Genomic DNA, 21,601 nt, shown 5'->3' with positions numbered 1-21,601 from the left:
GAGCCTACACCAGCGCGCGAGGAAGCTTGCATGGCATTGCAAGTTCGGCCCACCGCATTACCAGAACGAACGTTTGCGTTTCCCGGAGGCTTGACAAGCTGACCAGGCCAAGCCGCCGGCAAGGCCGCGAACCCGGACCAGGGGACCGGCCATGGTCCGATTCGGCGGGCACGGCCAAAGTGAGCTAACTTGGATGATAAGGGGCACGGCTGGTGCCACACCCGACTTCCAGCGTCCGGGGGGATCGTGGAGTTCTCTTTCGTTGAGTAGCGCAATTATCCGCCGGTCAATCGGCTATTTATCCGCGACTCTTGCCCCAGTCGTCACAAACTTCGCCGTGACGCCCGTCGTAGTGCGAATTCTGACTCCTGAGGACTATGGAGTCGTCGCGTTATCGATAACATTTTTTCAGTTCGGCATCGTTATCCTGACGTTCGGTTTAGCGGCCTCTATTACTCGACAGGCAATCATCAACAAGTCGGGTCCCTCCGGTGCGGCCGGCACGCTGGTGATAGGCGCAGTTTCCTCGGTCGCCCTGTTCATGCTCTCCGCCGGCTCTCTACCCGTTTGGGGCGGCCTGCTTCTGCCAGGCCCACAAGCCCAATTGCTGTTGTATCCACTCGTTTCCTCGCTGGGATTGGCCATTCTTCAGAATGCGCAATCGTTATTTCGGGCAAGTGAGCGTGTCACGGCCTTCGTGGTCACTGGCGTCTTGGCATCAGTTTTGGCACCCACGGCCGGCGTTGTCCTTCTAATGTCGTTAGGTGCTTCAGCCGAGACCTATTTGCGAGGGCAATCATGCGTCCATCTCCTGGTCGGTGCATTCTCGGCTGCCTACGCAGTGCTGCTGCACTATCCGCGATTCAACACTGGGGTATTCCTCGAGAGCCTGCGCATCGGGCTGCCCACGGTTCCCCACCAAATCGCAATTAGCCTCATGACTCTTGTTCTCGTGAGCGTGGCTGCTCACTTTTCGAGTCTGGATGTCGCTGGTTCCCTCCAACTTGGCCTGCTAATAGGCAGCGCCCCGATGCTGTTCTTGGGTGCTCTTAACAACGTATGGGCGCCCTGGATATATAGAAGTTCTGGCGAAAGGCGCCAGGTCCTGCTCGATTCGTCCCTTCGTATCGTGATGCTGATCGTCGTTGGTATGATGGGAGGTTTCTTGGTACTTGCTCCTTTTGTATCGGAGCTCGTCGCGGGACGCTTGACCAGCCTTTTGCCAGTGGCTCAAGTAGCAATTATTGCTTCAATCGGTACTCCATTCATGGCCATGTACCTAGCTAACATTCACATGGTCTTCATATCCGGTAGGACGTCAGCTCTCGCCTTAACCACACCCACCGTTGCATGTTCATCCGTGGCTCTAGGAGTTGCGGCGTTTTTTCTCTGGGGACGCGACGTCCGATTTCTGGCTCTGACTCTCCCGCTGTTTCAGTTCGGGCAGTGGCTTATTGGAGCATATCTCCGGTCGCGCCGGAGCCCTATAGAAGTATCATTTCGCCACTTCGCCTATGAATTCGTGACAATTTTCGGCATGAGTCTCATAGGGTACCTGCTGAGCGGGCATCCTCTCGAGGTCCTAAGCGTCGCGCTCAGCGCGACCGCGCTTCTCGGGTGGGCAAGAAGAGACTTGGTAGTAGCAGTCCTTGAAAGGCGAAAAGCGAGTGTCTGACAATATCGGAATTATCTGCATGGCCGTCTACCAGCCAGATCCGCGTCTTCTCCGGATGCAGGTGGATTCACTGAAGGCGCAAACAATAGCGGATTGGAAGTGTCTAGTCGGCGTAGACGGCGAAGACCGTGAGGCCCTGCAGCTCCTAAAGCTGGTTATCGGAGAGGACGACCGCTTTTCGGTATTGGCCTTTAAGGAGCGTGTAGGCTTCTATCGTAATTTCGAACGTCTCCTAGCGCGAGTTCCGGCGGAGGCAGAATGGGTCGCGTTGGCAGACCAAGATGACTACTGGTACCCAGAGAAACTTGAGCGACTTCTGCCGATGCTCGAGGGCTACAGCATGGTCTCCGGGCAGGCCAGGCTGGTAAGGGTCGTCGACGATGGACTGAGTCCAACACCCACTGGGAAGACGGAACGGCGTTGCGACGGATTGGGTAGCTTGATGCTCGATAACGCTGTGTCAGGCGCCCTTTGTGTGTTCCGGGGAAGTCTGCTGCGAGAAGCCCTCCCGTTCCCGTCCGCCACGGATGTCGCCTATCACGATCACTGGCTGGGAGTATGCGCATCGCTCTGCGCCGGGCTGCACTTCTCTCCTGTCATCGTGCAGGACTACGTCCAACACGCCAGCAACGTGATCGGCGAGGAGAGTCATGGACCACTCAGGCGCCTTCGCTCGCTTTTCCGACGAGCCGGTGCAGGCGGCGCGATTCCCTACCTCGTCCTCGAACGCTGGGGATGGCGGGTCAGCATGGGGCGCACTGCTCTAGGGCGGGCCAAGGGTGCGTCCACCGCGCACAGGGAGGTACTCAATGCGTTCGGCCGGAATAGATTCAGTCTAAGACTCCTGAGGCTCGTTCTTGAGGCCGTCCAGAAAAATTCAGTATCGCGTCTCAGGGTTGCTGCACTGGTATTTGCTTCTTTGCTTGCACCGGTCTACGAGAGGAAACCTCGCTATGGCGAACGCCACGTCTGAATGGACTTTAATCACCGTTACCTATAACAATTCTTCGGAACTTGTAGAGTGGTGGTCAGGTACCGACTTGGGCGACGTGAAATGGATTGTCGTCGATAACAACTCCAGCGATGGCACCGCGGACACAGCCGCCGCCCTAGGGGCAGACGTCGTTCGTCTCGGGAGAAACGTTGGATTCAGCAGGGCTAACAATGTCGCCCTCGAGAGGACGACAAGCGAACTCGTAGCCTTTGTAAATCCGGATGTTCGGATCGACGCATCCTCCCTGCCGGAAATCGCCAAGTTGGTGCGCGAGCGCGAAGCCGTCGTGTGTCCCCAGCTGACCAACCCGGATGGGAGCCCCCAACCCAACGGACGAGGTCTTCCATTCCTGATTGATAAGCTTGCTCACCGCGGTGTCAAGCTGCCAGGCAGCAGGCTTTCTGACTATATACCGCCCACGAATTCGGCTCCGACCTTTGTAGCTTGGGCAATGGGTGCGGCAATTTGCGCTCAAACCAAGCCACTTCAGATTGCCGGAGGGTGGGACGAAAGATACTTTCTCTACTATGAGGACCACGCCTTCGGCCTGGATGCATGGAGGAGAGGCCAGGAAGTAATTGTTCTGCCTTCAGCCCGATGGACCCATGCTTGGAAGCGCGAGACCAAGGGCATCCGACTAAAGCCCTGGATGCGGGAAATCGCCTCGGCAGCACGATTCTACTCGCAATACCCCGGCCTCTTGGTTCCGGGAGGGGGCCGGCGCAGAGAGTGGCTAGGCCGACCCCACAAATTCGGTACCGTTCTGGGAGCTGAACCCACTGCGGTCGACACACATGATTGAACCACTTAAGGGGGAAACTTGAAGGGCACTGATCAATTGACGGATCTAAACGTTTCAGGCAAGTCGAAGTCTTTGACGGTCGCCTATTACCTTCCGCAATTCCATGCCATACCGGAGAATGACAAGTGGTGGGGTGAAGGATTTACGGAATGGACAAATGTACGACGGGCTCTCCCGCAATTTGATAGTCACGATCAGCCTCGACGGGCAGGCGAGCTCGGGGAGTATGATCTGACCTCTACCGATGTGATGCATCGTCAGGCGACACTGGCCAAGGCTCACGATATTGATGCCTTCTGTTTCTACTTCTATTGGTTTGACGGCCACAGGCTTCTGGAGCGGCCCTTGGATAACTACTTGGAATCTGGGCCAGAATTTCCCTTTTGCATCTCTTGGGCAAATGAGAACTGGACTCGACGCTGGGATGGAAAAGAGCACGAAGTACTTATCGGCCAAAACTATTCCAGTGAAACTGCCGCTAGTATCTTCGAGAGCTTTCTACCGTATTTCCGAGACGCAAGGTACCTACGGATCGATGGTGCCTTGGTTCTTCTCGTTCACCGAATCGATCACATTCCCCATTCTCGGGAAGTTATTGAGCAGTGGCGACTGTTAGCGCGAGAACAGGGCCTTGGCGAGCTGCACGTAATTGCGTCTGAGACTAAGGTGGGCATTAACCCGGTTGCCTATGGAGTTGATGCAATTGCTGAATTTCCTCCCGTGGGCTCCAACACCCTGGGCTCAGCGCATCTGTTCCCAGTAGCAGGCCTCAGCCCCGAATTTGCGGGTCGAGCCATGTCCTACCCGCGGATGGCTCGTCGTTTCATGCGCAGAGGAGAACCCAAGTTCACGCGGTACAAGGGCGTGGCTCCAGGCTGGGACAATACGGCAAGACGGGGAACTAGGGCTACTATCTATTTGGGTAGCCACCCTGAGATTTATGGGCGTTGGCTAGCACATGCTCGCAAGCGAGAGGAGTCGCGTTCGGAGGGACCGGGACTCGTGTTCGTAAATGCATGGAATGAATGGGCCGAAGGTGCATATCTAGAGCCAGACGACACTTGGGGTTCGGCATTTCTCGAGGCTACTAGGCGCAATTGGTTGCCTGACCGCCTGCCGGAGCCGGCGCCGATCGGCGCGCCGTCAATTCCATGGCTACGCTCACTCCTGCACGCATTCCTGGGAAGTTGCTTGTCCGCTGCACGCCGTGTCAGGAATCGTTAATCATGCGAGCGAATGTGTTTGCACGCTTTCGTCAGCGGGCGGCCTATTCGGGATTTCTGAGCGATCTGGCCAGAGAGGTTGAAGATTCGCTGAGGCAAGGTGATCATTTGCGTCACAGACGCCAAAGGTCCCGAGCATTAATCTCCCTCGCGTTCCTGGTGCTTCTTGCGTTGAGGGGAGCACGAAGACATTTTCTAGTCGCGCCCTCGGTCCAGACAATAGTCGCCCTTGCTAACCCCGTGGCGCATGGAGCGAGATTCGGTAGGGCAATCCGCGAGGCCCTCGTTTCGGAGGAGTTTCGCCTTTTAGCGGACCGTCGGTTGACAGACAATGCGATCCTTCCTGCAGTATTCCACTTTCCTGGTCTCACAGTCCGATCCTTATCCGGTTTTGTTACTCTTGGCCGTCTTGTTCGTGCACTGCTGCTTCGTCGATATCTCAACGTTGGCGACCTCATCCCTTCCGGAATGGATCGGCTATATTTCGAAGCCCTTTTCATCGTGCAGGCAATTCGCTATGAACTCAGCAGTCTTATTGTTGCTCAACGTCCGGACTCGCCGCTTTGGCTGACCGATTTTGATCGTCACGCGTACAGTAGGCCCCTAATCTGGTGCGCGCGCATGCGCGGCCACCACACAGCCACACTCGTTCATGGAACGCCGGGGCAGACCTACCTTCCACCGATAGCGTCAGAAGTCCTTGTGTGGGGTGACATACAGAAGGAGTGGTTTGAAGTTAATGCTCCACAATGCCGAGTTCATGTCGTGGGTCGTCCCGAATTCAAGGATCGCGTGGCGACTACGCCACCTAGTAGGCTGCGGATCACGCATTCCTGCGAGGTCCTCACCTCGACAGAAGTCGCTCGGTTAGCCAATTTAATTAGGAGCGCATATGAGTCGGGGATGACCGTATCATTTCGACCTCACCCATCCTCGTCCCGAACGGATCTAGACGCTTCTTGGCAGTCGATTGTGGGAGATGATGTCACGTTCGAGGAGGCCCGCCAGCCCCTTATCGAAACGGTCACGCCCGGCGACGTGTTCGTGGGTGTGGTTTCGACAGCTCTTATCGACGCGATCACACTAGGCGTGCCGGCGTTAACCGTCGCTGATGATTCGCGTGGCCTGCCCTGCGATCTTGAGGCGCTGCGTCGTGAAAGCTCCTTTGATGACTCGAGTGCGATTGAGGCAGCTGGCGTAGTTTCCCGACGAGTCCGCGCGAATATGCTAAGTGCGACGGGGGATGAAGCAGCCTCTCGCCTGGTTGCCGCAGTTAGATCGATAAAGTCTATCGATGAATCCCCGAATGTTGCAAGTCAGGAGATTTCTAAATGAGTATTCAGTCATTGTTGGAGCCTGGCGCCAAGCCACTTATTGTCGCTGAGATCTCAGGAAACCATAATGGGGATCTGGGACGCGCCCTGGCCATTATTGATGCGGTGGCTGATGCGGGGGCCGGCGCCGTAAAGTTCCAAACTTACACCGCCGACACGATAACTATACCGAGCACTCATCCTCGGTTTCGCATATCTGAGGATCATCCACTCTGGGGCGGGCGTACATTGTACGATCTCTACGAAGACGCCCACACTCCATGGGCCTGGCACGAAAAGCTATTCAGTCACGCTCGTTCTCGCGGTTTGATTCCATTTTCCAGTCCATTCGATCACAGCGCCGTCGCACTGTTGGAGAGTCTGGATGCGCCCATGTACAAGATTGCATCGCTGGAGATCGGTGATGTCGAATTGCTGCGTGCAGTTGCGAGAACCGGTAAGCCCGTCATCATTTCAAATGGCGCTTCATCATTGACTGACCTCGACCTCGCAGTCCGGACCATCCGGAGTGAGGGGAACGACGACATCGTCATTCTCTGTTGCACATCGTCGTACCCGGCTGATCCCAGCGAATCGAATCTTCGGGGCCTTCCTGTCCTGGGGAAGACGTTTGGAGTGCAGACAGGGCTTTCCGATCACACGTTAGGAATCGGGGTCGCTGTTGCTGCTGTAGCTCTCGGCGCATGTCTCATCGAGAAGCATGTAACTCTCGACCGAGCCGACGGAGGTGTTGACTCTCAATTCTCTCTTGTCCCGGCCGAACTGGAGCAACTGGTTCTTGAAACTGAACGGGCATGGTCCGCAATGGGAAGTCCCACGTTCATGCCCACGGCGGGTGAGGGCGAAAGCCTTCGGCTTAGGCGCTCGTTGTGCGTCGTTCAGGACGTGCGAGCCGGAGAGGAAGTGACCGCAACCAATGTCCGTAGCATCAGGCCAGCTGGGGGATTGGAGCCCAAGTATTTCGAGCAGGTTCTGGGACGAACCTTCAGGGCGGACGTCATGAAGGGGTCTCCGCTGACGTGGGACATCATCTAGCATTTGTTACTCCGCAAATGTGATGCGGCCGGGGCTCAGCTTGCACGGGTATTCCCATGCTGATGATGCCCCGGCCGTGTGTTCCAGCAAATGAGGAGGTCCCGGTGGCCGCCAGTCGAATGCCGAATGTTGTTGATTGGCCTAATTCAAAGTCGCCGGCGTGATGCTATACGGCCGACTGAATCATCGCCCCCCGACGAATTCTCCCTGCGAACCTCTGGCAGGACATGGCCTTGCTCCGCATTGCTCTGGGTCCTCCGAACTGGGGGTAATCCTTACTCCACTTTGTGCCCGTGCTAACCCAGCTTAGATCGGTGCTGCGATACTGGCCTCCATTGACGAATTTTTGGATGAGTCGGTGAATGTCAGCAAGTCAAGCAGATACTTTCCGTAGCCACTCTTGAGGAGCGGTTCGGCGCGCTGGCGCAATTCATCGTCCGTTAAGAATCCGACCCTCCATGCAATCTCCTCAGGCGCGCCAATCTTAAGACCCTGGCGATTTTCGACTGTTCGAATGAAGTTTGAGGCATCGTTGAGGTCCGCAAAAGTACCGGTGTCCAACCATGCTGTGCCACGGTCGAGTAGTTCTACGTGCAGTCTGCCCTTGTCCAGATAAGTGCGGTTGACGTCAGTGATCTCGAGCTCGCCACGCGCGGATGGCTTCAGATTCTTTGCTATTTCAACGACGTCGTTGTCGTAGAAGTAGAGCCCTGGGATTGCATAGTGGCTCCGAGGCTGAGTTGGCTTTTCCTCTAGGGAGATAGCGCGCCCATTGTCGTCGAATTCAACGACTCCATACGAGGTGGGGTTCTTAACCCAATAACCAAAGACTGCAGCGCCATTGATTTCCGCATGACGGCGAAGCTGAGTGCCCATGCCGGTGCCGTAGAAGATGTTGTCGCCCAAGACCAGCGCTACCGTGTCACTGCCGATGTGTTCTTGTCCGAGGACGAATGCCTGCGCCAGGCCGTCCGGAGACGGCTGCTGAACATACGACAAGCTGATCCCGAACTGCGAGCCGTCTCCAAGCAGTCGCTGGAATGAGGGTGCGTCATGCGGGGTGGTGATAATGAGGATGTCACGTATGCCCGCTAGGATCAGCGTCGACAGCGGATAGTAGATCATGGGTTTGTCGTAGACGGGAACCAACTGCTTGCTGATTCCGTGTGTGATTGGGTGCAGACGCGAGCCGGTCCCACCGGCCAAGATGATTCCCCTCATGCTTATATGATTCAGGTCGGCACGCACTCTTACCAAATCACTGCCGAGATTGCGCGGCAGGGCGACATAAAGGAGGCGCCGGTGATTGAGGGTTACCCTGTCGCCTCAGAATTGAGGTCTCGGTCAAGCTAGCTTTACGAGGCGAATGCGTAGGCTCCGAGCCCGATGGTCACGACGATAAGGATCGCCAGGCCGATGATCTGCAGGATCGCGTGGCGGCGCTCCCGGCCGGAGTTGAAGCGCTTCTTGGGCATGGTGGACATGGTGCGTTCCCCTTCTTCGGCCCCCACTGGCCGGTCCCCGAGTGATTTCCCCTGGGAGTATGGTATCGGACCAGCCGTTTTTCTATCCGGCGTTCTGTTTATCCGCCGTTTGACTGGCACCGCGTGCGCTGCGCCTGCTACTGCCCTGAGCCGCGATCTTTCCCGCGCCTGCGGCCAAGGCATCCCTGAGCCATGGATGCCTCTGCTTGTTCGAGACCCAGTTCATGATCCGTGAGCCCGTCACGGCCCGCTGGGCCGGCTTCCGCCTGGCCGCGTCGTAAGCGGCGAGCCCTTCCGGCGCGCTCTCAGCGGCCAGGAGCGCGTCCGCCAGCGCGAGCCCGTCCACGAGCGACTCGCACCCGCCGCGCCCGAGGTGCGGCGCCATCGCGTGAGCCGCGTCCCCCACAAGGGCGACGTTGCCGGAGACGAAGCTCCGCAGCGGGACCGCTTCCTCGATCCGCCGCCGGTCGATCTGATCCGAGGTCACCGACTCCAGGACCTCGTGCACCTGCGCATGCCAATCCCGGTAGAGCCCGCGCAGCACGGCGAGCGGTTCGTCGTCGCGCGTCCCCGCCAGGTCGGTGCGCACGCCGGCGTACCAATTGGAGCCGCCGCCCGGGAACGGCGCCCGGCCGAAGATGAGGCTCCGGCCCCAGGTCTCGGACGCGGTGGAAGTCTCGATCGGGGCGACGCCGCGGAAGGCGACCACCCCGGCGTCGCGCAGGCGAGCCGCCGGGAAGGCGGCGGCCCGCACGGCGCTGTGCACGCCGTCGGCCGCCACCACGACGTCCGCGGCCGGGAGATCCTCCAGCGACGCAACGGGGGAGTCCCACTGCACCGTGCCCTCGCGCAGGCCGGCGAGGAGCGACTCGAGCAGCGCCATCCGCGCCACGCCCCGCGAGCCCTCCGGCAGCGCGAGCCGCGCGAGCACGCGCCCGTCGGGGCGCAGGAGCTCGCCCGAGCCGACGCTCACCGACGCCAGCCCCTCGGCCGCGCCGAGCTTCTCGAGCGCGGCGTACGCCGTGGGCCACAGCGCTAGGAGCGTTCCCGCCGTCGAGAGCCCGGCATGGCGTTCCCGCACCTCGACCTCCCAGCCGCCCGCCGCGAGCGAGCGGGCGGCCGCGAGGCCCGCGATGCCGGCGCCGACGATGACCGCAGTGCCTCTCATGCCGCCAAGGTACTACGCCTGTAGTAGGCCTGTCAGCAGTGCGGCACCCCGCTCTGGGCGGACCGGCCGATCGTGGTGCCCGCGGCGACCTGCCAGCGGCCCGAGTAGCTCTTGCCCTGGTAGCTGCCGCCCACGATGTAGTACCACTCGTCCGTGCCCTGGTCGAGCACGGTTCGCACGTCGTAGCACCTCACGGTGATGACAGTCCCGGGGTAGAGCCACGGCCAGCCGTTGGTCACGCCGTCGCACGTGTGGGTGTACCCGGATTTGCCGAACCACGAGGACCCCGAGCCGTTGTCCGTGCAGTTGCGGGTCGGGCCGTTCACGAGCTGCGTCTCCCACGTCGTCTTCTGCGGCCCGCTCTGCGCCGAGGCGCTCGCGATGGGCCCGCCCTGGCCGATCGAGTTGAACGTCTGCACCCGGATGGAGTGCTGCTCGCTGTACCCGCCGGTGTTGATGGTCCGCGAGCCGGAGGCCGCCACCGTCTCCCAGCCGCCGCCGTCGATGCTGATCCTCGTCTGGGCGACGTCATTGGTCGAGGCCGACGGCGAGGACCACGAGAGCGTGAGCGAGCGCTGGTTCTCGGCCCCGTTCTGGCCGGACGCGCCCGGCGTGCCCGGGGAGCCGTACGGGGTCGCGGGGGCCGCGGGCGTCGGGTCCGAGCTGGGGGCGCGGGTCGAGTGCGCGGTCACGGACACGGTCGTCGCGGTGCCGTTCGCGAATCCGCCCACCGTCTGGCCGGGGGAGATCGGGCCGGACTGGCCCGTCGAGGCCGAATACGTGTACGTGACCTCGTCCGCCGTCGAGCCGTTGCGCTGCGCGGCCGTGAGCGGCGTGAAGTCGATCTTCAGCGCCCGCCCGGCGCCGCCCGTGTTCGCCGGGGTCGCCGTGACGGAGGAGACCGAGCCGAGCTTGCCGACGGCGCGCCGCGGCGCCGAGGGGCTGCTCACCGGGCCCCTGCCCGCCTTGTTCTCGGCCTGGACCGTGAACGTGTACGCCGTCTCGGAGGTCCCGGCCGTGAAGGTGGCGGTGGTCGAGGTTCCGGGCACGGTCTGCGTCTGGGCCGCGGCACCGCCGCCGCTCATCGTCACGTGGTACGCCGAGATCGGGTCGCCGTTCGTGGCCGGCTCGGACCACGTGACCTTGATCTGCGCCGAGGTGCCCACGGCGGGCGCGCTCTGGCTCGTCGGCGGGGCCGGCTGGCCCGGGGGAGCGGCCGGGTTCTCCGGCGCGGAGTACGGGCTCCAGTCCGAGGGCGTCGGCGCGTCGTTGACGGCCTGGACCCGGACCACGTACTCGACCCCGTTCGTCAGGCCCGTCCACGTGTAGGCCAGCCCGGTCACGCCCTGCTTCGCCGCGACCCCGCCCGCCGGGGCGGGAGAGATCTCGAGGTTGTAGCTCTTCACGGGCGAACCCGTGGTCGCCGCGGCCGGCCACGTCACGTCGAGCTTCCCGTCGCCGAACCCGAGCGTCGGCGCGCCCGGCGGGCTCGGCTTGACGTCGGGCCGCACCTCGGCCGAGACGGGCGACGGCGCCGACTCGCCGACGTCGTTGGACGCCGTCACCGTGAACCGGTACGCCTTGTTGTTCGTCAGGCCCGTGAGGGTGCACGTCGTGGCCGGGCAGTCCTGGCTGAAGCCGTCGCCGCGCACCGTGTACTTCTCGATCGGCGCGCCGTTGTCCGCCGGCGGGGCCCAGCGCAGCACGGCGGTGCGGTCCCGCACGTCGCTGGCCGTCGGGGCCGCGGGGGCGTCCGGCTCGGCGCGGACGGTGAGCCGCAGCCGGCCCTCGACCTGCCGCGCCCGGTCCCCGGTGCGGTCCTGGACCGTGTACCGGACCACGAGGAGGCCCTTGTAGCCCGAGGCGGGCGTGACCTCGACCGTGCCGCCCGAGAAGCCCGGCTGGCCGGCCGCCTGCCCGGTCTCGACGACGGCGCCGACGAGCGTGAGCGGGCCGTCCTGAAACGGGTTGATGTCGTTCGCGAGGACGTCCACGCGCTCGGTGCGGCCCGCGTTCGCGGCGGGCACGGCGTCGTCGTTCGCCACCGCGAGCGGCCGGCTCGACGCCGTCGCCGTGAGCGTGAACTGGGCCGTGACCGGCTCCGAGCGGCCGTCGGTGGCCGAGACGGCGAGCACGCCCGTGCGGCCGGCCTGGGTGCCGTCCGCGGTGCGGAGCTTGAGCACCGGGCCGTCCACCGAGGCCGTGAAGCCCTCCGGGGCGGAGCCCTCGACGGCGAAGCGCAGCCGGCCGCGGTCGCCGTCGTCCGGGTCCTGCGCGAGCAGGTCCAGGCGCACCTGCGCCTCGTCCCCGGCCGGGACCTCGGCGCTCGTGCCCTGGAAGGTGGGCCGGTGGTTGGCGTTCGAGGGCAGGACCCTCGTGCGGATGGTCAGGGTCGAGGTGAGGCCCTCCGGGTCGTCGGGGCCGGTGCCGTCGGTGACCTCGAAGGTGACCGAGCCGGGGCCGGAGAAGTCCTCGCGGGCGGCGTAGCGCAGCGTCGATCCGTCCCCGGAGACCATGCCCTCGGTGGGCGCGCCCACGGCGCTGAGCCCGTCCATGACCGTGATCCGCGGCGTGCGGCCCTCGCGGACGCGCACCCACTGGCGCAGGTCGAGGTCGGTTGCGGTGCCGGCCTTGACCTCGACGACCTCGTCCCTGGCCAGGACCGGGTGCTGCTGGCCGGCGGCCGGGACCCACACGATCGCCGTCGCCGTGAGCCCGTCCGCGTCCGTGACGGTGTACGGCAGGGCCTGCTCGGCCGGTGCCAACGGGACGATCACGGAGCCGTCCGGGCCCAGCTGGGCGGGCGAGCCCTCGGGCAGGCCCACGCGCAGGTCCGCCGAGCGGCCGTCCGGATCGGAGTCGTTCGCCAGGACCGGGACCTGGACCGTCGTCCTGCCCCGCATCTCGGCCTGGCTCACGACGTCGTCCGCGGCGGCCGGGGGCTTGAGCGGGCTCTCGGGGCTCGACTCGACCCGCACCGACGCCGTCGCGCGCCCGCCCTTCGGGTCCTGGACCGTGTACCGCAGGCTCACGATCCCGGGCTCGCCCGGCGCGGTGAGCTCGATGAGCCCGCGCGGGTCCACGCTGGGCTGGAGGGCGTCCACGCCCTCGAACGCATCCGCGACGAGGGCGAGCCGGTCGCCGTCGGGGTCCGCGTCGTTGCGCAGGGCGTCGACGGCGACCCGGCGGCCGGGGCGGACCGTGACCGAGTCGTCCGCCGGTTGGGGGAGCTGGTTGACCGCGCCCTGCGGCGCGACGCCCACGAGCACCGTGCCGACGGCCTCGGCGCCGAGCCGGTCCCTCACGCGGTAGGTGAAGGTGTCCGTGCCGGCGGAGTCCGCGGCGGCCTGGTAGTCGATGAAGCCGGGCCCGGGCAGGGCCGTGCCGAGGGCCGGGCCGCGGTCCAGGCCCACGAGCTCGGTCGAGTCGCCGTCCGGGTCGATGCCGTGCAGCGGCACGGGGATGCGCACGGTCCCGCCCGCGAGCACGCGGGCCGTGAGGTTGCGCGGCTGCGGGGCCGCGTTCGGCGCGCCCTCGGCGGCGCGGATCCGGATGGTCACCTGCTCGGAGTCGACCTGGCCGGAGGCGTTGCGGACCTTGTAGATCGCGTAGACCGTGGCCGGGTTCGGGCCCGCGACGAAGCGCAGCATCCCGCCCGAGGTGAACGCGAGGCCGTCCCCGGGTGCGGGCGACTGGACCAGCTCGGGGACGAGCGTGAGCTCGCCGCCGTTCGGGTCGACGTCGTTCGCCAGGACCGGGATGCTCACCACGTCCCCGGCGCGCACGTCCGCCTCGTCCGGGTTGGCCTGCGGCGGCAGCGGCTTCTCGGGCGCGGGGAGGACGACGACGGCGATCTCGCCCGTCGCGCTCGCCCGGCCGTTGGAGACGGTGTACTTGATGCTCAGGGTCCCGCTCGCGCCGACGTCGGTGACGCGCACCAGGCTGTGGTCCAGGATCGCGACGCCGAGCGGCGTCCCCGGCGGGACGCTCACCGACTGCACGACGAGCACGCCGCCGGCCGGGTCGGTGTCGTTGCCGAGCACGTCCACGAGCACGCTGCCCCCGGCCGGGACGGCGGCCACGTCCCGCACCGCGACCGGCGTGCCCTCGCTGTTGGCGGGCACGACGTCGACGCGCACGAGCTGCCGCGCGCTCGCCGGGCCGTTGGTCACGACGTACTCGACGTAGTGCGTCCCCGGGCGGTCCGCGCGGAACGTGAACGTCTGCTGGTCCGGGTTGAGGGTCGCCGTCACGCCCGACGGGGGAGTGACGAGGGCGAGGCGGAGGCTGCCGCCCTGCGGGTCGGCGTCGTTCAGGAGCGGGGCGACCTTGGTCTCGACGCCCGCGATGGCCGTGACGTGGTCGGCGAGGGCGATCGGGGCCTCGAGCGAGCCGGCCCGGACGTCGACGACCACGTCCGCCGTCGCCGTCGTGCGCCCGTCCGAGACGCCCACGGTGACGCGCTTGCGGCCCGGCGCGGCGCCGCCGTCCGTGAAGGTCAGGGTGCCGCCCGGGGTGATGCGGACGCGGTCCGCGGGGTCGGGGGTCTCGGCGGAGACGAGGAAGAGGTCGTCGCCGTCCGGGTCGGTCCAGTCGGGCAGGACCTCGCGCGTGGCCTCCTTGCCGACGCCCACGATGAGCGGGTTGTTCCGGCCCTGTTTGGGCTGCGGGGCGCGGTTCACGTCCGGCGGGACGATCTCGAGCGCGACCGAGGCCGAGGCCGTGAGGCCGCGCCCGTCGTCGGCCGTGTAGCTGAAGGAGTCCGTGCCGCGGGCGTCCGCGGGGAGCGTGACCTGGAAGCCCGTGCTGCCGTAGACCTCCTCGAGTGTGCCCGCCGCGGGCCGGGACTCCGCCGCGACGGTCAGGACGTCGCCGTCCGGGTCCGAGTCGTTCTCGAGGACCGGCAGGAGGGTCGTGCGGCCGGGGCGGACGCCGAAGCGGTCCTCCTTGGCCACGGGCGGGTTGTTCGGCTTGGTGCGGTCCGGCAGCTGCGCGCTCTGGACCGTGTCCGGGGACTCCTTCTCGGCGTCCACCGAGCTCGTCTGCACGGGGACGACCTCGTCCCAGTTGTTCACGATCATCATGTCCTCGGAGACGAGCCAGACCGTGCCGGCGCTCGTGTCGTTGAGGACGACGAGGTTGCGGTTGACGCGGAAGACGAAGGTCGAGCGCTCCGAGGCCTGGGGGATCTGGCGCCGGCTCGTGTCGCCGTTGCAGTCCCGCACGTAGGCGGCCGAGCCGGACCACGCGCCGTAGACGCACCCGGCCACGCGCACGGGCGCCGCGGGGACGCCCTCGGCGCCGGCCGGGACTGTGCGGGCCGGGGCGCCGTCGAGCGGCTGGAGCACGAGGCCCGACGGCGCCGCGACGGCCACCGCGTCCGCGGCCTCGCCGCTCTGCTGGAGTCGCCCGCCCTTGCCGCCGGGGACCTCGACGGTCTTTCCGCCGGGGAGGAAGAGGAGAGCGGCGTCCGGGTCGAAGGCCACGGGCCTCTCGCCGACGAGGGCGATCTGGACCTGCTTCGCGCCCGCGAGCTCGGTGAAGCCGGTCTCCTCGCGCGAGCCGCCGGGTCTGATGGTGGTGACGAGGCCCTTCTCGGGGTCCGCGACGGCGACCGTGTCCGTGGGGCCGACGGCCGCTTTTGAGCCCCTGCCGCCCTCGACGAGCGGCGGCTGGTTCTCGAGGTCCGCGCCGGGGAGCGTGGACTGCGGGAGCACCCAGACCTTGCCGGCGGAGGGGTCGGCGACCGCGGCCGTGTCGGCACCGAGCGTCAGCTCCGCGCCCGCGGGCAGGCCCTGCTCGCCGCCGAGGCGCACCTCCGCCGGGTCGACGCGGTTCGCCGCCGAGGCGCCCGCGTCCTGCACGAGGACGGTGCCCTCGCGCTGGAGCACGTCGAAGTCCGAGGACGCGGCGAGGACGGCGCCGTCGAGGGTCTTCGAGGCGAAGTTCAGCCGGCCGACGGCGTTCTTCGAGGTGTTGGTGACCCAGATGCCGCCGTCGTTGAGCTCGGGTCTCGGTGAACCCCGGGTACAGCAGCGCGGCGGCGGCCACGGCGGCCGCCGTCGTCGTGCTGGCAGCGGTGGTCAGCTGGCGCCTTCTCGCGCCAGCCCATGACAGGATCCCCATGAATGCTCCCCCCCGGATTGAGGGCGCACGGGCAGACACCCCTCGGGAGAGTCTAGGGGCAGGCCCCACGGAAAACCGGCCGTCGCCGATGGGGAGAACTCCCCAGCCCGGCCCCCGTACCTACGGTGCCAACCCACCTTGCGGGGTCACCTCCCTACGTTGCGGGGTCAGCTCCCTACGATGCGGGGTCACCTCCCAACGTTGCGGGGTCACGTCCCTAGGATGCGGGGTCAGCTCCGGCTGAGACGGCGGCGCGGACCACGAGCTTCAGGGCTTCGGCGACGTCGGCGTCCGGGTCGACCGCGAGCCGGTGCATGATCATCCCCTCGGCCGCGGCCATGACGGCGGTCGCCGCGACCGACGGCGCCGTCGCCCCGTACGCTTCGAGCGCGGCCTCGGTGATGGCCCGGAACCGCGCGCGGCCGGCCAGCAGCGGAAGCCGCACGTCGTCGTCGTGCGTGCCCTCGAGGAAGAGCACGTACCGGGCCGTGGTGCGCACCCGGAAGGGCCCGGTGAGGGCCAGGACCATGGACGTGACGAGCTCCGCGAAACCCTCCGGATCCGGGGGCAGCGTGCCAGTGTCCGCGCCACCCACCTCCTGGTCCACGATGCGCTCGACGACGCCGGCCACGAGCGCGGCGCGGGTACGGAAGTGGTTGGAGGTCGAGCCGCGGGGCAGGCCGGCGGCGTCGTCGACCCGCACGTGGGTGAGAGCGCGCAGGCCCTGGGTGCCGAGCAGCTCCACCGCCGCGTCGAGCGCCCTCTCGCGTGCAGACATGGCACCAACTCTAGGTCGCGGGCCGGAGCCGGTGACCCCGCATCGCAGGGACGTGACCCCGCATCGCAGGGAGGTGACCCCGCAACGCAGGGAGGTGACCCCGCAACGTTGGGTTAGGGCTGGCCGTTGACCGCGATGATGGCCACGTCCGTCCAGCCGCCAAAGGCGAGGATCGTCTGGGTGGGCGGCGGCTGGCCCGGGATGTCGAGGGGCGAGTGGAAGAAGCGGTGCAGGTTCCGGTGGACGCCGGAGCCGATCATGTGCCCGACGCCGTCGGTGCCGTCCGTGGCGCGGCCGGGGCGCGTCCAGTCGATCATCGTGTACTCGGCGCACGCGCCGTCGGAGGCGGGGCGGGAGAGGATCACCACGGTGTGGTCCGGCGAGACCGCGCGGACGTTGAAGGGCTTGGGGCCGGCATCGGCGAAGACGACCTTGTCGCCGAGCGTGAGATGGCGGAAGTCCATGGGGCCCCTCCGGAAGAGCGATGTCTAGCACGAATAGTGTAAGCGCTTGCGCAAAGACGCGCGAGGCGTTCAAACAACGTCCTCGAATGTGACGCAGGACATACGCGTGGGTGCCTCGCCGAGCACGCCTGTCGGCGGCGTCCGCTAGGGTCACTCCCATGGACGCGAGAACCGAAGGCGCCTTCTGGGGCGCCCGGCCTAGGCCACTCGGGACGGACTTCGCGCTCGCCACCGCCCCCGAGGCGGAGCGGGTAGAGGTCTGCCTCGTCGATGCCGACGGCGCCGAGGAACGGGTCGAGATGGTGCGCAGGGCCGTCCTCGTGGGCGGGGCCGTGCGGTGGGAGGCCAGCATCCCCGGAGTCCTCGCGGGCCAGCTCTACGGCTACCGCGTGCATGGGCCCTGGGACCCCGACCACGGCCTGCGCTTCAATCCCGCCAAGATCCTCCAGGACCCGCGCGCGCTCGCCGTCTCCGGCCGCAACGAGTGGGGCCAGGAGATGCACGCGTACCGGTTCGGCGCCCCGCGCGAGATGGACACCTCGGATTCCCTCGGGCACGCGATGCTCTCCGTCGTCGTCGACCACGGCGAGTACGACTGGGAGGGCGACAGGCCCCCGCGCACCCCCTACAACGAGACCGTCATCTACGAGGCCCACCTCAAGGCCCTCAGCAGGCTCCACCCCGAGGTACCCGAAGCGCTCAGGGGAACCTACGCCGGGGCGGCCCACCCCGCCGTCGTGCGCCACCTCGCCGACCTCGGCGTGACGGCCATCGAGCTCATGCCGCTGCACCAGTTCGTGCACGACGCCGTGCTGCGCGAGCGCGGGCTCGCGAACTACTGGGGCTACAACACAATCGGCTTCTTCGCCCCGCACTCGTTCTACTCCTCGTCGGGGGACCGCGGCCAGCAGATCTTCGAGTTCAAGGAGCTCGTCAAGGCGTACCACCGCGCGGGGATCGAGGTGCTGCTCGACGTCGTCTACAACCACACGGCGGAGGGAAACCACCTCGGCCCGCAGCTGAGCTTCCGGGGAATCGACAATGCCGGTTTCTATCACCTCGTTCCGGGGGATGAATTCCACTACATGGATTACACGGGAACGGGGAACTCGCTCAATGTCGGCAACGCGCATGCGCTCTCGCTGGTCATCGACTCGCTGCGCTACTGGGTCACCGAGATGCATGTGGACGGGTTCAGGTTCGACCTCGCGGCGACGCTCGCGCGCGAGGAGGGCACCGTGGACATGGTCTCGCCCTTCTTCGAGCTCGTCGCTGCCGATCCCGTGCTCAGCAGGGTGAAGCTCATCGCCGAGCCCTGGGACGTGGGCCCCGGCGGCTACCAGGTGGGCCATTTCCCGCAGCAGTGGACCGAGTGGAACGGCCGGTTCCGCGACTGCGTGCGCGACTTCTGGCGCGGCGAGCAGGGCACGCTCCGCGAGCTCGCGATGCGCGTGGCCGGCTCCTCGGACCTCTACCAGGACGATGGCCGCAAGCCGAGCGCCTCGATCAACTTCGTCACCGCGCACGACGGCTTCACGCTGCGCGACCTCGTCTCGTACAACCACAAGCACAACGAGGCCAACGGCGAGGGCAACCGCGACGGCGAGAACCACAACCGCTCGTGGAACTGCGGCGTCGAGGGGCCCACGGACGATCCGCTCATCCTCGAGCTGCGCGCCCGCCAGCAGCGGAACCTCCTCCTGACCCTCATGCTGTCGCAGGGCGTGCCCATGCTCTCCCACGGCGACGAGCTCGGCCGGACCCAGCACGGGAACAACAACGCCTACTGCCAGGACAGCGCGCTGACCTGGATCGACTGGGAAGCGGCCGACGCCGAGCTGCTCGACTTCACCCGCCGCCTCATCCGCCTGCGCCACGAGCACCCGGTGTTCCGGCGGCGCAGCTTCTTCGACGGCTGCCCCGTGGCCCCCGCCGAGGGCGAGCCCCTGCCGGACATCGCGTGGCTGGACGCGGACGGGTCCATGATGGGTGCAGAGGACTGGGACAATGACTGGGCCCGCTCCCTCGCCTTCTACCTCAACGGGGCCGCCGTCCCCGGCACCGGCCGGCACGGCTCGGCCGGCGATTCAGACTTCCTCGTGATCCTCAACGCCGCGGAGAACGACGTCGAGTACCTCATCCCGTCCGGTCACTTCCCCGCGAAGTGGACCACGTCCCTCACCACGTGCTCGCGGCAGCTCGTGGGGGAGACGACGGCGGCGGGAGAGCGATTCGTGGTCCCGGCGCGCAGCGCCGTGGTCCTCGAAGCAGTCACGGACAGCCCAAGGAGCTGACATGGACATCTGGCCCGGAACCGCCTACCCGCTCGGAGCGACCTTCGACGGGACGGGGACGAACTTCGCCCTCTTCAGCGAGGCGGCAACCCACGTCGAGCTGTGCCTCTTCGACGAGGATCGCAACGAGAAGCGTGTGCCCATGACCGAAGTCGACGGCTTCGTGTGGCACTGCTACCTGCCCCACGTGCAGCCGGGGCAGCTCTACGGCTACCGCGTGGGCGGTGCCTACGACCCGGACACCGGGCAGCGCTGCAACCCCAACAAGCTGCTCCTGGACCCCTACGCGAAGGCGGTCAAGGGCGAGCCCGACTGGGCGCAGCCCCTCTTCCCCTACAACTTCGGGGACCCCCGCAGCCGCAACGACGAGGACTCGGCCGCGCACATGATGCTCGGCGTCGTCACGAGCCCGTTCTTCGATTGGCAGGGCGACTCCCTGCTCAAGATCCCCTACCACCGCACCGTCATCTACGAGGCCCACGTCAAGGGCCTCACCGAGGCGCACCCGGAGGTGCCCGAGGAGCTCCGGGGGACGTACGCGGGGGTGGCCCACCCCGCCGTCGTGAACCATTTGACCAAGCTCGGCGTGACCGCCCTCGAGCTCATGCCCGTCCACCAGTTCGTGGACGACGCCACGCTGCTGGAGAAGGGCCTGTCCAACTACTGGGGCTACAACACGATCGGCTTCTTCGCCCCGCACAACGGGTACTCCTCGAGCGGGGACCGGGGCCATCAGGTCCAGGAGTTCAAGGCGATGGTCCGCACGCTCCACCAGGCGGGCATCGAGGTGATCCTCGACGTGGTCTACAACCACACCGCGGAGGGCAACCACCTCGGCCCCACGCTGTCCTTCAAGGGCATCGACAACGGCGCCTATTACCGGCTCGTCGAGGACGACCCGCAGTACTACATGGACTACACGGGCACGGGGAACTCGCTCAACGTCCGCCACCCGCACGCCCTGCAGCTGCTCATGGACTCGCTGCGGTACTGGGTCACGGAGATGCATGTGGACGGGTTCCGCTTCGACCTCGCCGCGACCCTGGCCCGCGAGTTCTACGACGTCGACAAGCTCTCGAGCTTCTTCGAACTCATCCAGCAGGACCCGGTGGTCTCGCAGGTCAAGCTCATCGCCGAGCCCTGGGACGTCGGCCCCGGCGGCTACCAGGTGGGCAACTTCCCGCCGCAGTGGACGGAGTGGAACGGCAAGTACCGCGACACCGTCCGCGACTTCTGGCGGGGCGAGCCGGCGACGCTCGGCGAGTTCGCCTCACGGCTCACGGGCTCGGCCGACCTCTACCAGCACACCGGGCGCCGCCCCGTCGCGTCGATCAACTTCGTGACGGCGCACGACGGCTTCACGCTGCGGGACCTCGTCTCCTACAACAAGAAGCACAACGAGGCCAACGGCGAGGGCAACGAGGACGGCGAGAGCCACAACCGCTCGTGGAACTGCGGCGCCGAGGGGCCTACGGACGACAAGGCCGTGCTCGAGCTGCGCGCTCGGCAGCAGCGCAACTTCATCGCCACGCTCCTCCTCTCCCAGGGCGTCCCCATGATCTCGCACGGCGACGAGCTGGGCCGCACGCAGCAGGGCAACAACAACGCCTACTGTCAGGACACGCCGCTGTCCTGGATCGACTGGGAGAGCGCCGACGGCCCGCTCGTCGAGTTCACCGCCGCCGTGGCCCGGCTCCGGGCCGAGCACCCCACCTTCCGCCGCAGCCGCTTCTTCAACGGGCGCCCCGTGCGCCGCGGCGAGGGCCAGCCCCTGCCGGACATCGAGTGGCTGCGCGCCGATGGCGAGCCCATGGTCCCGGAGGACTGGGACATCGCGCTCGGCCGCAGCGTCGGGGTGTTCCTCAACGGCAACGGCATCCGCGGGAAGGACTCGCACGGCCGGCTCATCACCGACAAGAACTTCCTGCTGTACTTCAACGCCGACGCCTCGGAGGTGGAGTTCCGCATCCCCCCCGATGAGTACGCCCCGGGCTGGGACGTTCTGCTCGACACCTCCGGCGAGACCGCCGGGGTGACCGAGATCCCGAGCGGCGCCCTCCTGACCATGCCCGCCAAGAGCATGGTCGTGCTGCGGGCCCACGAGCGCAAGGAGGAGATCGACCACTCCGTGGCCGCGTCCCTCGCCGCGCAGGCCAGCTCGAGTACGAGCAACCAGCCGACCTCGAGCCGCGCGGGCAAATAGCACCGAGCCGCCCGGCCGCCG

Annotated in this window: 13 protein-coding genes; 7 read left to right on the top strand and 6 right to left on the bottom strand. The window is 66.1% G+C overall.

Features of this window, described 5'->3' with window-relative positions; translation table 11 throughout:
- Window positions 1–151: 151 nt before the first annotated feature.
- The 5 genes from ACUYMY_RS12900 (at window position 152) to pseI (ending at window position 7,063) form a co-directional block, all read left to right on the top strand.
- The gene (locus tag ACUYMY_RS12900) at window positions 152–1,675 is read left to right on the top strand and encodes a lipopolysaccharide biosynthesis protein (protein ID WP_481703941.1); all 1,524 of its coding nucleotides are present in this window, start codon (window positions 152–154) and stop codon (window positions 1,673–1,675) included.
- A 19-nt stretch (window positions 1,676–1,694) separates the two neighbouring features.
- Window positions 1,695–2,648 (top strand): glycosyltransferase, encoded by a 954-nt coding sequence (locus tag ACUYMY_RS12895; RefSeq protein WP_481703940.1) that lies wholly within the window; start codon window positions 1,695–1,697, stop codon window positions 2,646–2,648.
- Entirely contained in the window at window positions 2,629–3,471 is an 843-nt protein-coding gene (locus tag ACUYMY_RS12890; RefSeq protein WP_481703939.1) for a glycosyltransferase, read from the top strand. The genes ACUYMY_RS12895 and ACUYMY_RS12890 overlap by 20 nt, the downstream gene beginning before the upstream one ends.
- Window positions 3,472–3,489: 18 nt before the next feature.
- Window positions 3,490–4,695 (top strand): glycosyltransferase WbsX family protein, encoded by a 1,206-nt coding sequence (locus ACUYMY_RS12885; RefSeq protein WP_481703938.1) that lies wholly within the window; start codon window positions 3,490–3,492, stop codon window positions 4,693–4,695.
- Between the two features lie 1,330 nt (window positions 4,696–6,025).
- Window positions 6,026–7,063, top strand: a complete 1,038-nt coding sequence (gene pseI, locus ACUYMY_RS12880; RefSeq protein WP_481703937.1) for a pseudaminic acid synthase — start codon at window positions 6,026–6,028, stop codon at window positions 7,061–7,063.
- Between the two features lie 306 nt (window positions 7,064–7,369).
- Here pseI and rfbA read toward each other — a convergent pair whose 3' ends face one another.
- From rfbA to ACUYMY_RS12850, 6 genes are all read right to left on the bottom strand, one after another.
- Window positions 7,370–8,284, bottom strand: coding sequence for a glucose-1-phosphate thymidylyltransferase RfbA (gene rfbA / locus ACUYMY_RS12875; protein ID WP_481703936.1), 915 nt, complete (start codon window positions 8,282–8,284; stop codon window positions 7,370–7,372).
- Window positions 8,285–8,418: 134 nt separating this feature from the next.
- Complete coding sequence (locus tag ACUYMY_RS12870; protein ID WP_481703935.1) at window positions 8,419–8,547, bottom strand: hypothetical protein; 129 nt, start codon at window positions 8,545–8,547, stop codon at window positions 8,419–8,421.
- An 82-nt stretch (window positions 8,548–8,629) separates the two neighbouring features.
- Window positions 8,630–9,715: an FAD-dependent monooxygenase gene (locus ACUYMY_RS12865; RefSeq protein ID WP_481703934.1), complete on the bottom strand. Its 1,086-nt coding sequence runs from the start codon at window positions 9,713–9,715 to the stop codon at window positions 8,630–8,632.
- Between the two features lie 32 nt (window positions 9,716–9,747).
- On the bottom strand, window positions 9,748–15,606 hold the full coding sequence (locus tag ACUYMY_RS12860; protein ID WP_481703933.1) for an Ig-like domain-containing protein: 5,859 nt from the start codon (window positions 15,604–15,606) through the stop codon (window positions 9,748–9,750).
- A gap of 452 nt (window positions 15,607–16,058) precedes the next feature.
- The gene (locus ACUYMY_RS12855) at window positions 16,059–16,619 is read right to left on the bottom strand and encodes a TetR/AcrR family transcriptional regulator (RefSeq protein WP_481703932.1); all 561 of its coding nucleotides are present in this window, start codon (window positions 16,617–16,619) and stop codon (window positions 16,059–16,061) included.
- Between the two features lie 113 nt (window positions 16,620–16,732).
- Window positions 16,733–17,083, bottom strand: coding sequence for a hypothetical protein (locus ACUYMY_RS12850; protein ID WP_481703931.1), 351 nt, complete (start codon window positions 17,081–17,083; stop codon window positions 16,733–16,735).
- A gap of 158 nt (window positions 17,084–17,241) precedes the next feature.
- Between ACUYMY_RS12850 and glgX (ACUYMY_RS12845) the strand changes: the two genes are divergently transcribed.
- Together glgX (ACUYMY_RS12845) and glgX (ACUYMY_RS12840) are read left to right on the top strand one after the other, a co-directional pair.
- A complete protein-coding gene (gene glgX, locus ACUYMY_RS12845) occupies window positions 17,242–19,377 on the top strand; it encodes a glycogen debranching protein GlgX (protein ID WP_481703930.1) in 2,136 nt (711 codons plus the stop codon).
- Window position 19,378: 1 nt separating this feature from the next.
- Complete coding sequence (gene glgX / locus ACUYMY_RS12840; protein WP_481703929.1) at window positions 19,379–21,580, top strand: glycogen debranching protein GlgX; 2,202 nt, start codon at window positions 19,379–19,381, stop codon at window positions 21,578–21,580.
- Window positions 21,581–21,601: the final 21 nt, after the last annotated feature.

The sequence above is a fragment of the Sinomonas sp. T428B genome (assembly GCF_056780155.1).
The sequence above is the reverse complement of the archived record's forward strand: the minus strand, read 5'-3'. Positions and strand labels throughout refer to the sequence as shown.

Excerpts from the sequence above, each read along its gene's own strand:
- ACUYMY_RS12900 (WP_481703941.1), top strand. The coding sequence starts at position 152 with ATGGTCCGATTCGGCGGGCACGGCCAAAGTGAGCTAACTTGGATGATA.
- ACUYMY_RS12895 (WP_481703940.1), top strand. The coding sequence starts at position 1,695 with ATGGCCGTCTACCAGCCAGATCCGCGTCTTCTCCGGATGCAGGTGGAT.
- ACUYMY_RS12890 (WP_481703939.1), top strand. The coding sequence starts at position 2,629 with ATGGCGAACGCCACGTCTGAATGGACTTTAATCACCGTTACCTATAAC.
- pseI (WP_481703937.1), top strand. The coding sequence starts at position 6,026 with ATGAGTATTCAGTCATTGTTGGAGCCTGGCGCCAAGCCACTTATTGTC.
- rfbA (WP_481703936.1), bottom strand. The coding sequence starts at position 8,284 with ATGAGGGGAATCATCTTGGCCGGTGGGACCGGCTCGCGTCTGCACCCA.
- ACUYMY_RS12870 (WP_481703935.1), bottom strand. The coding sequence starts at position 8,547 with ATGTCCACCATGCCCAAGAAGCGCTTCAACTCCGGCCGGGAGCGCCGC.
- ACUYMY_RS12865 (WP_481703934.1), bottom strand. The coding sequence starts at position 9,715 with ATGAGAGGCACTGCGGTCATCGTCGGCGCCGGCATCGCGGGCCTCGCG.
- ACUYMY_RS12855 (WP_481703932.1), bottom strand. The coding sequence starts at position 16,619 with ATGTCTGCACGCGAGAGGGCGCTCGACGCGGCGGTGGAGCTGCTCGGC.
- ACUYMY_RS12850 (WP_481703931.1), bottom strand. The coding sequence starts at position 17,083 with ATGGACTTCCGCCATCTCACGCTCGGCGACAAGGTCGTCTTCGCCGAT.
- glgX (WP_481703930.1), top strand. The coding sequence starts at position 17,242 with ATGGACGCGAGAACCGAAGGCGCCTTCTGGGGCGCCCGGCCTAGGCCA.
- glgX (WP_481703929.1), top strand. The coding sequence starts at position 19,379 with ATGGACATCTGGCCCGGAACCGCCTACCCGCTCGGAGCGACCTTCGAC.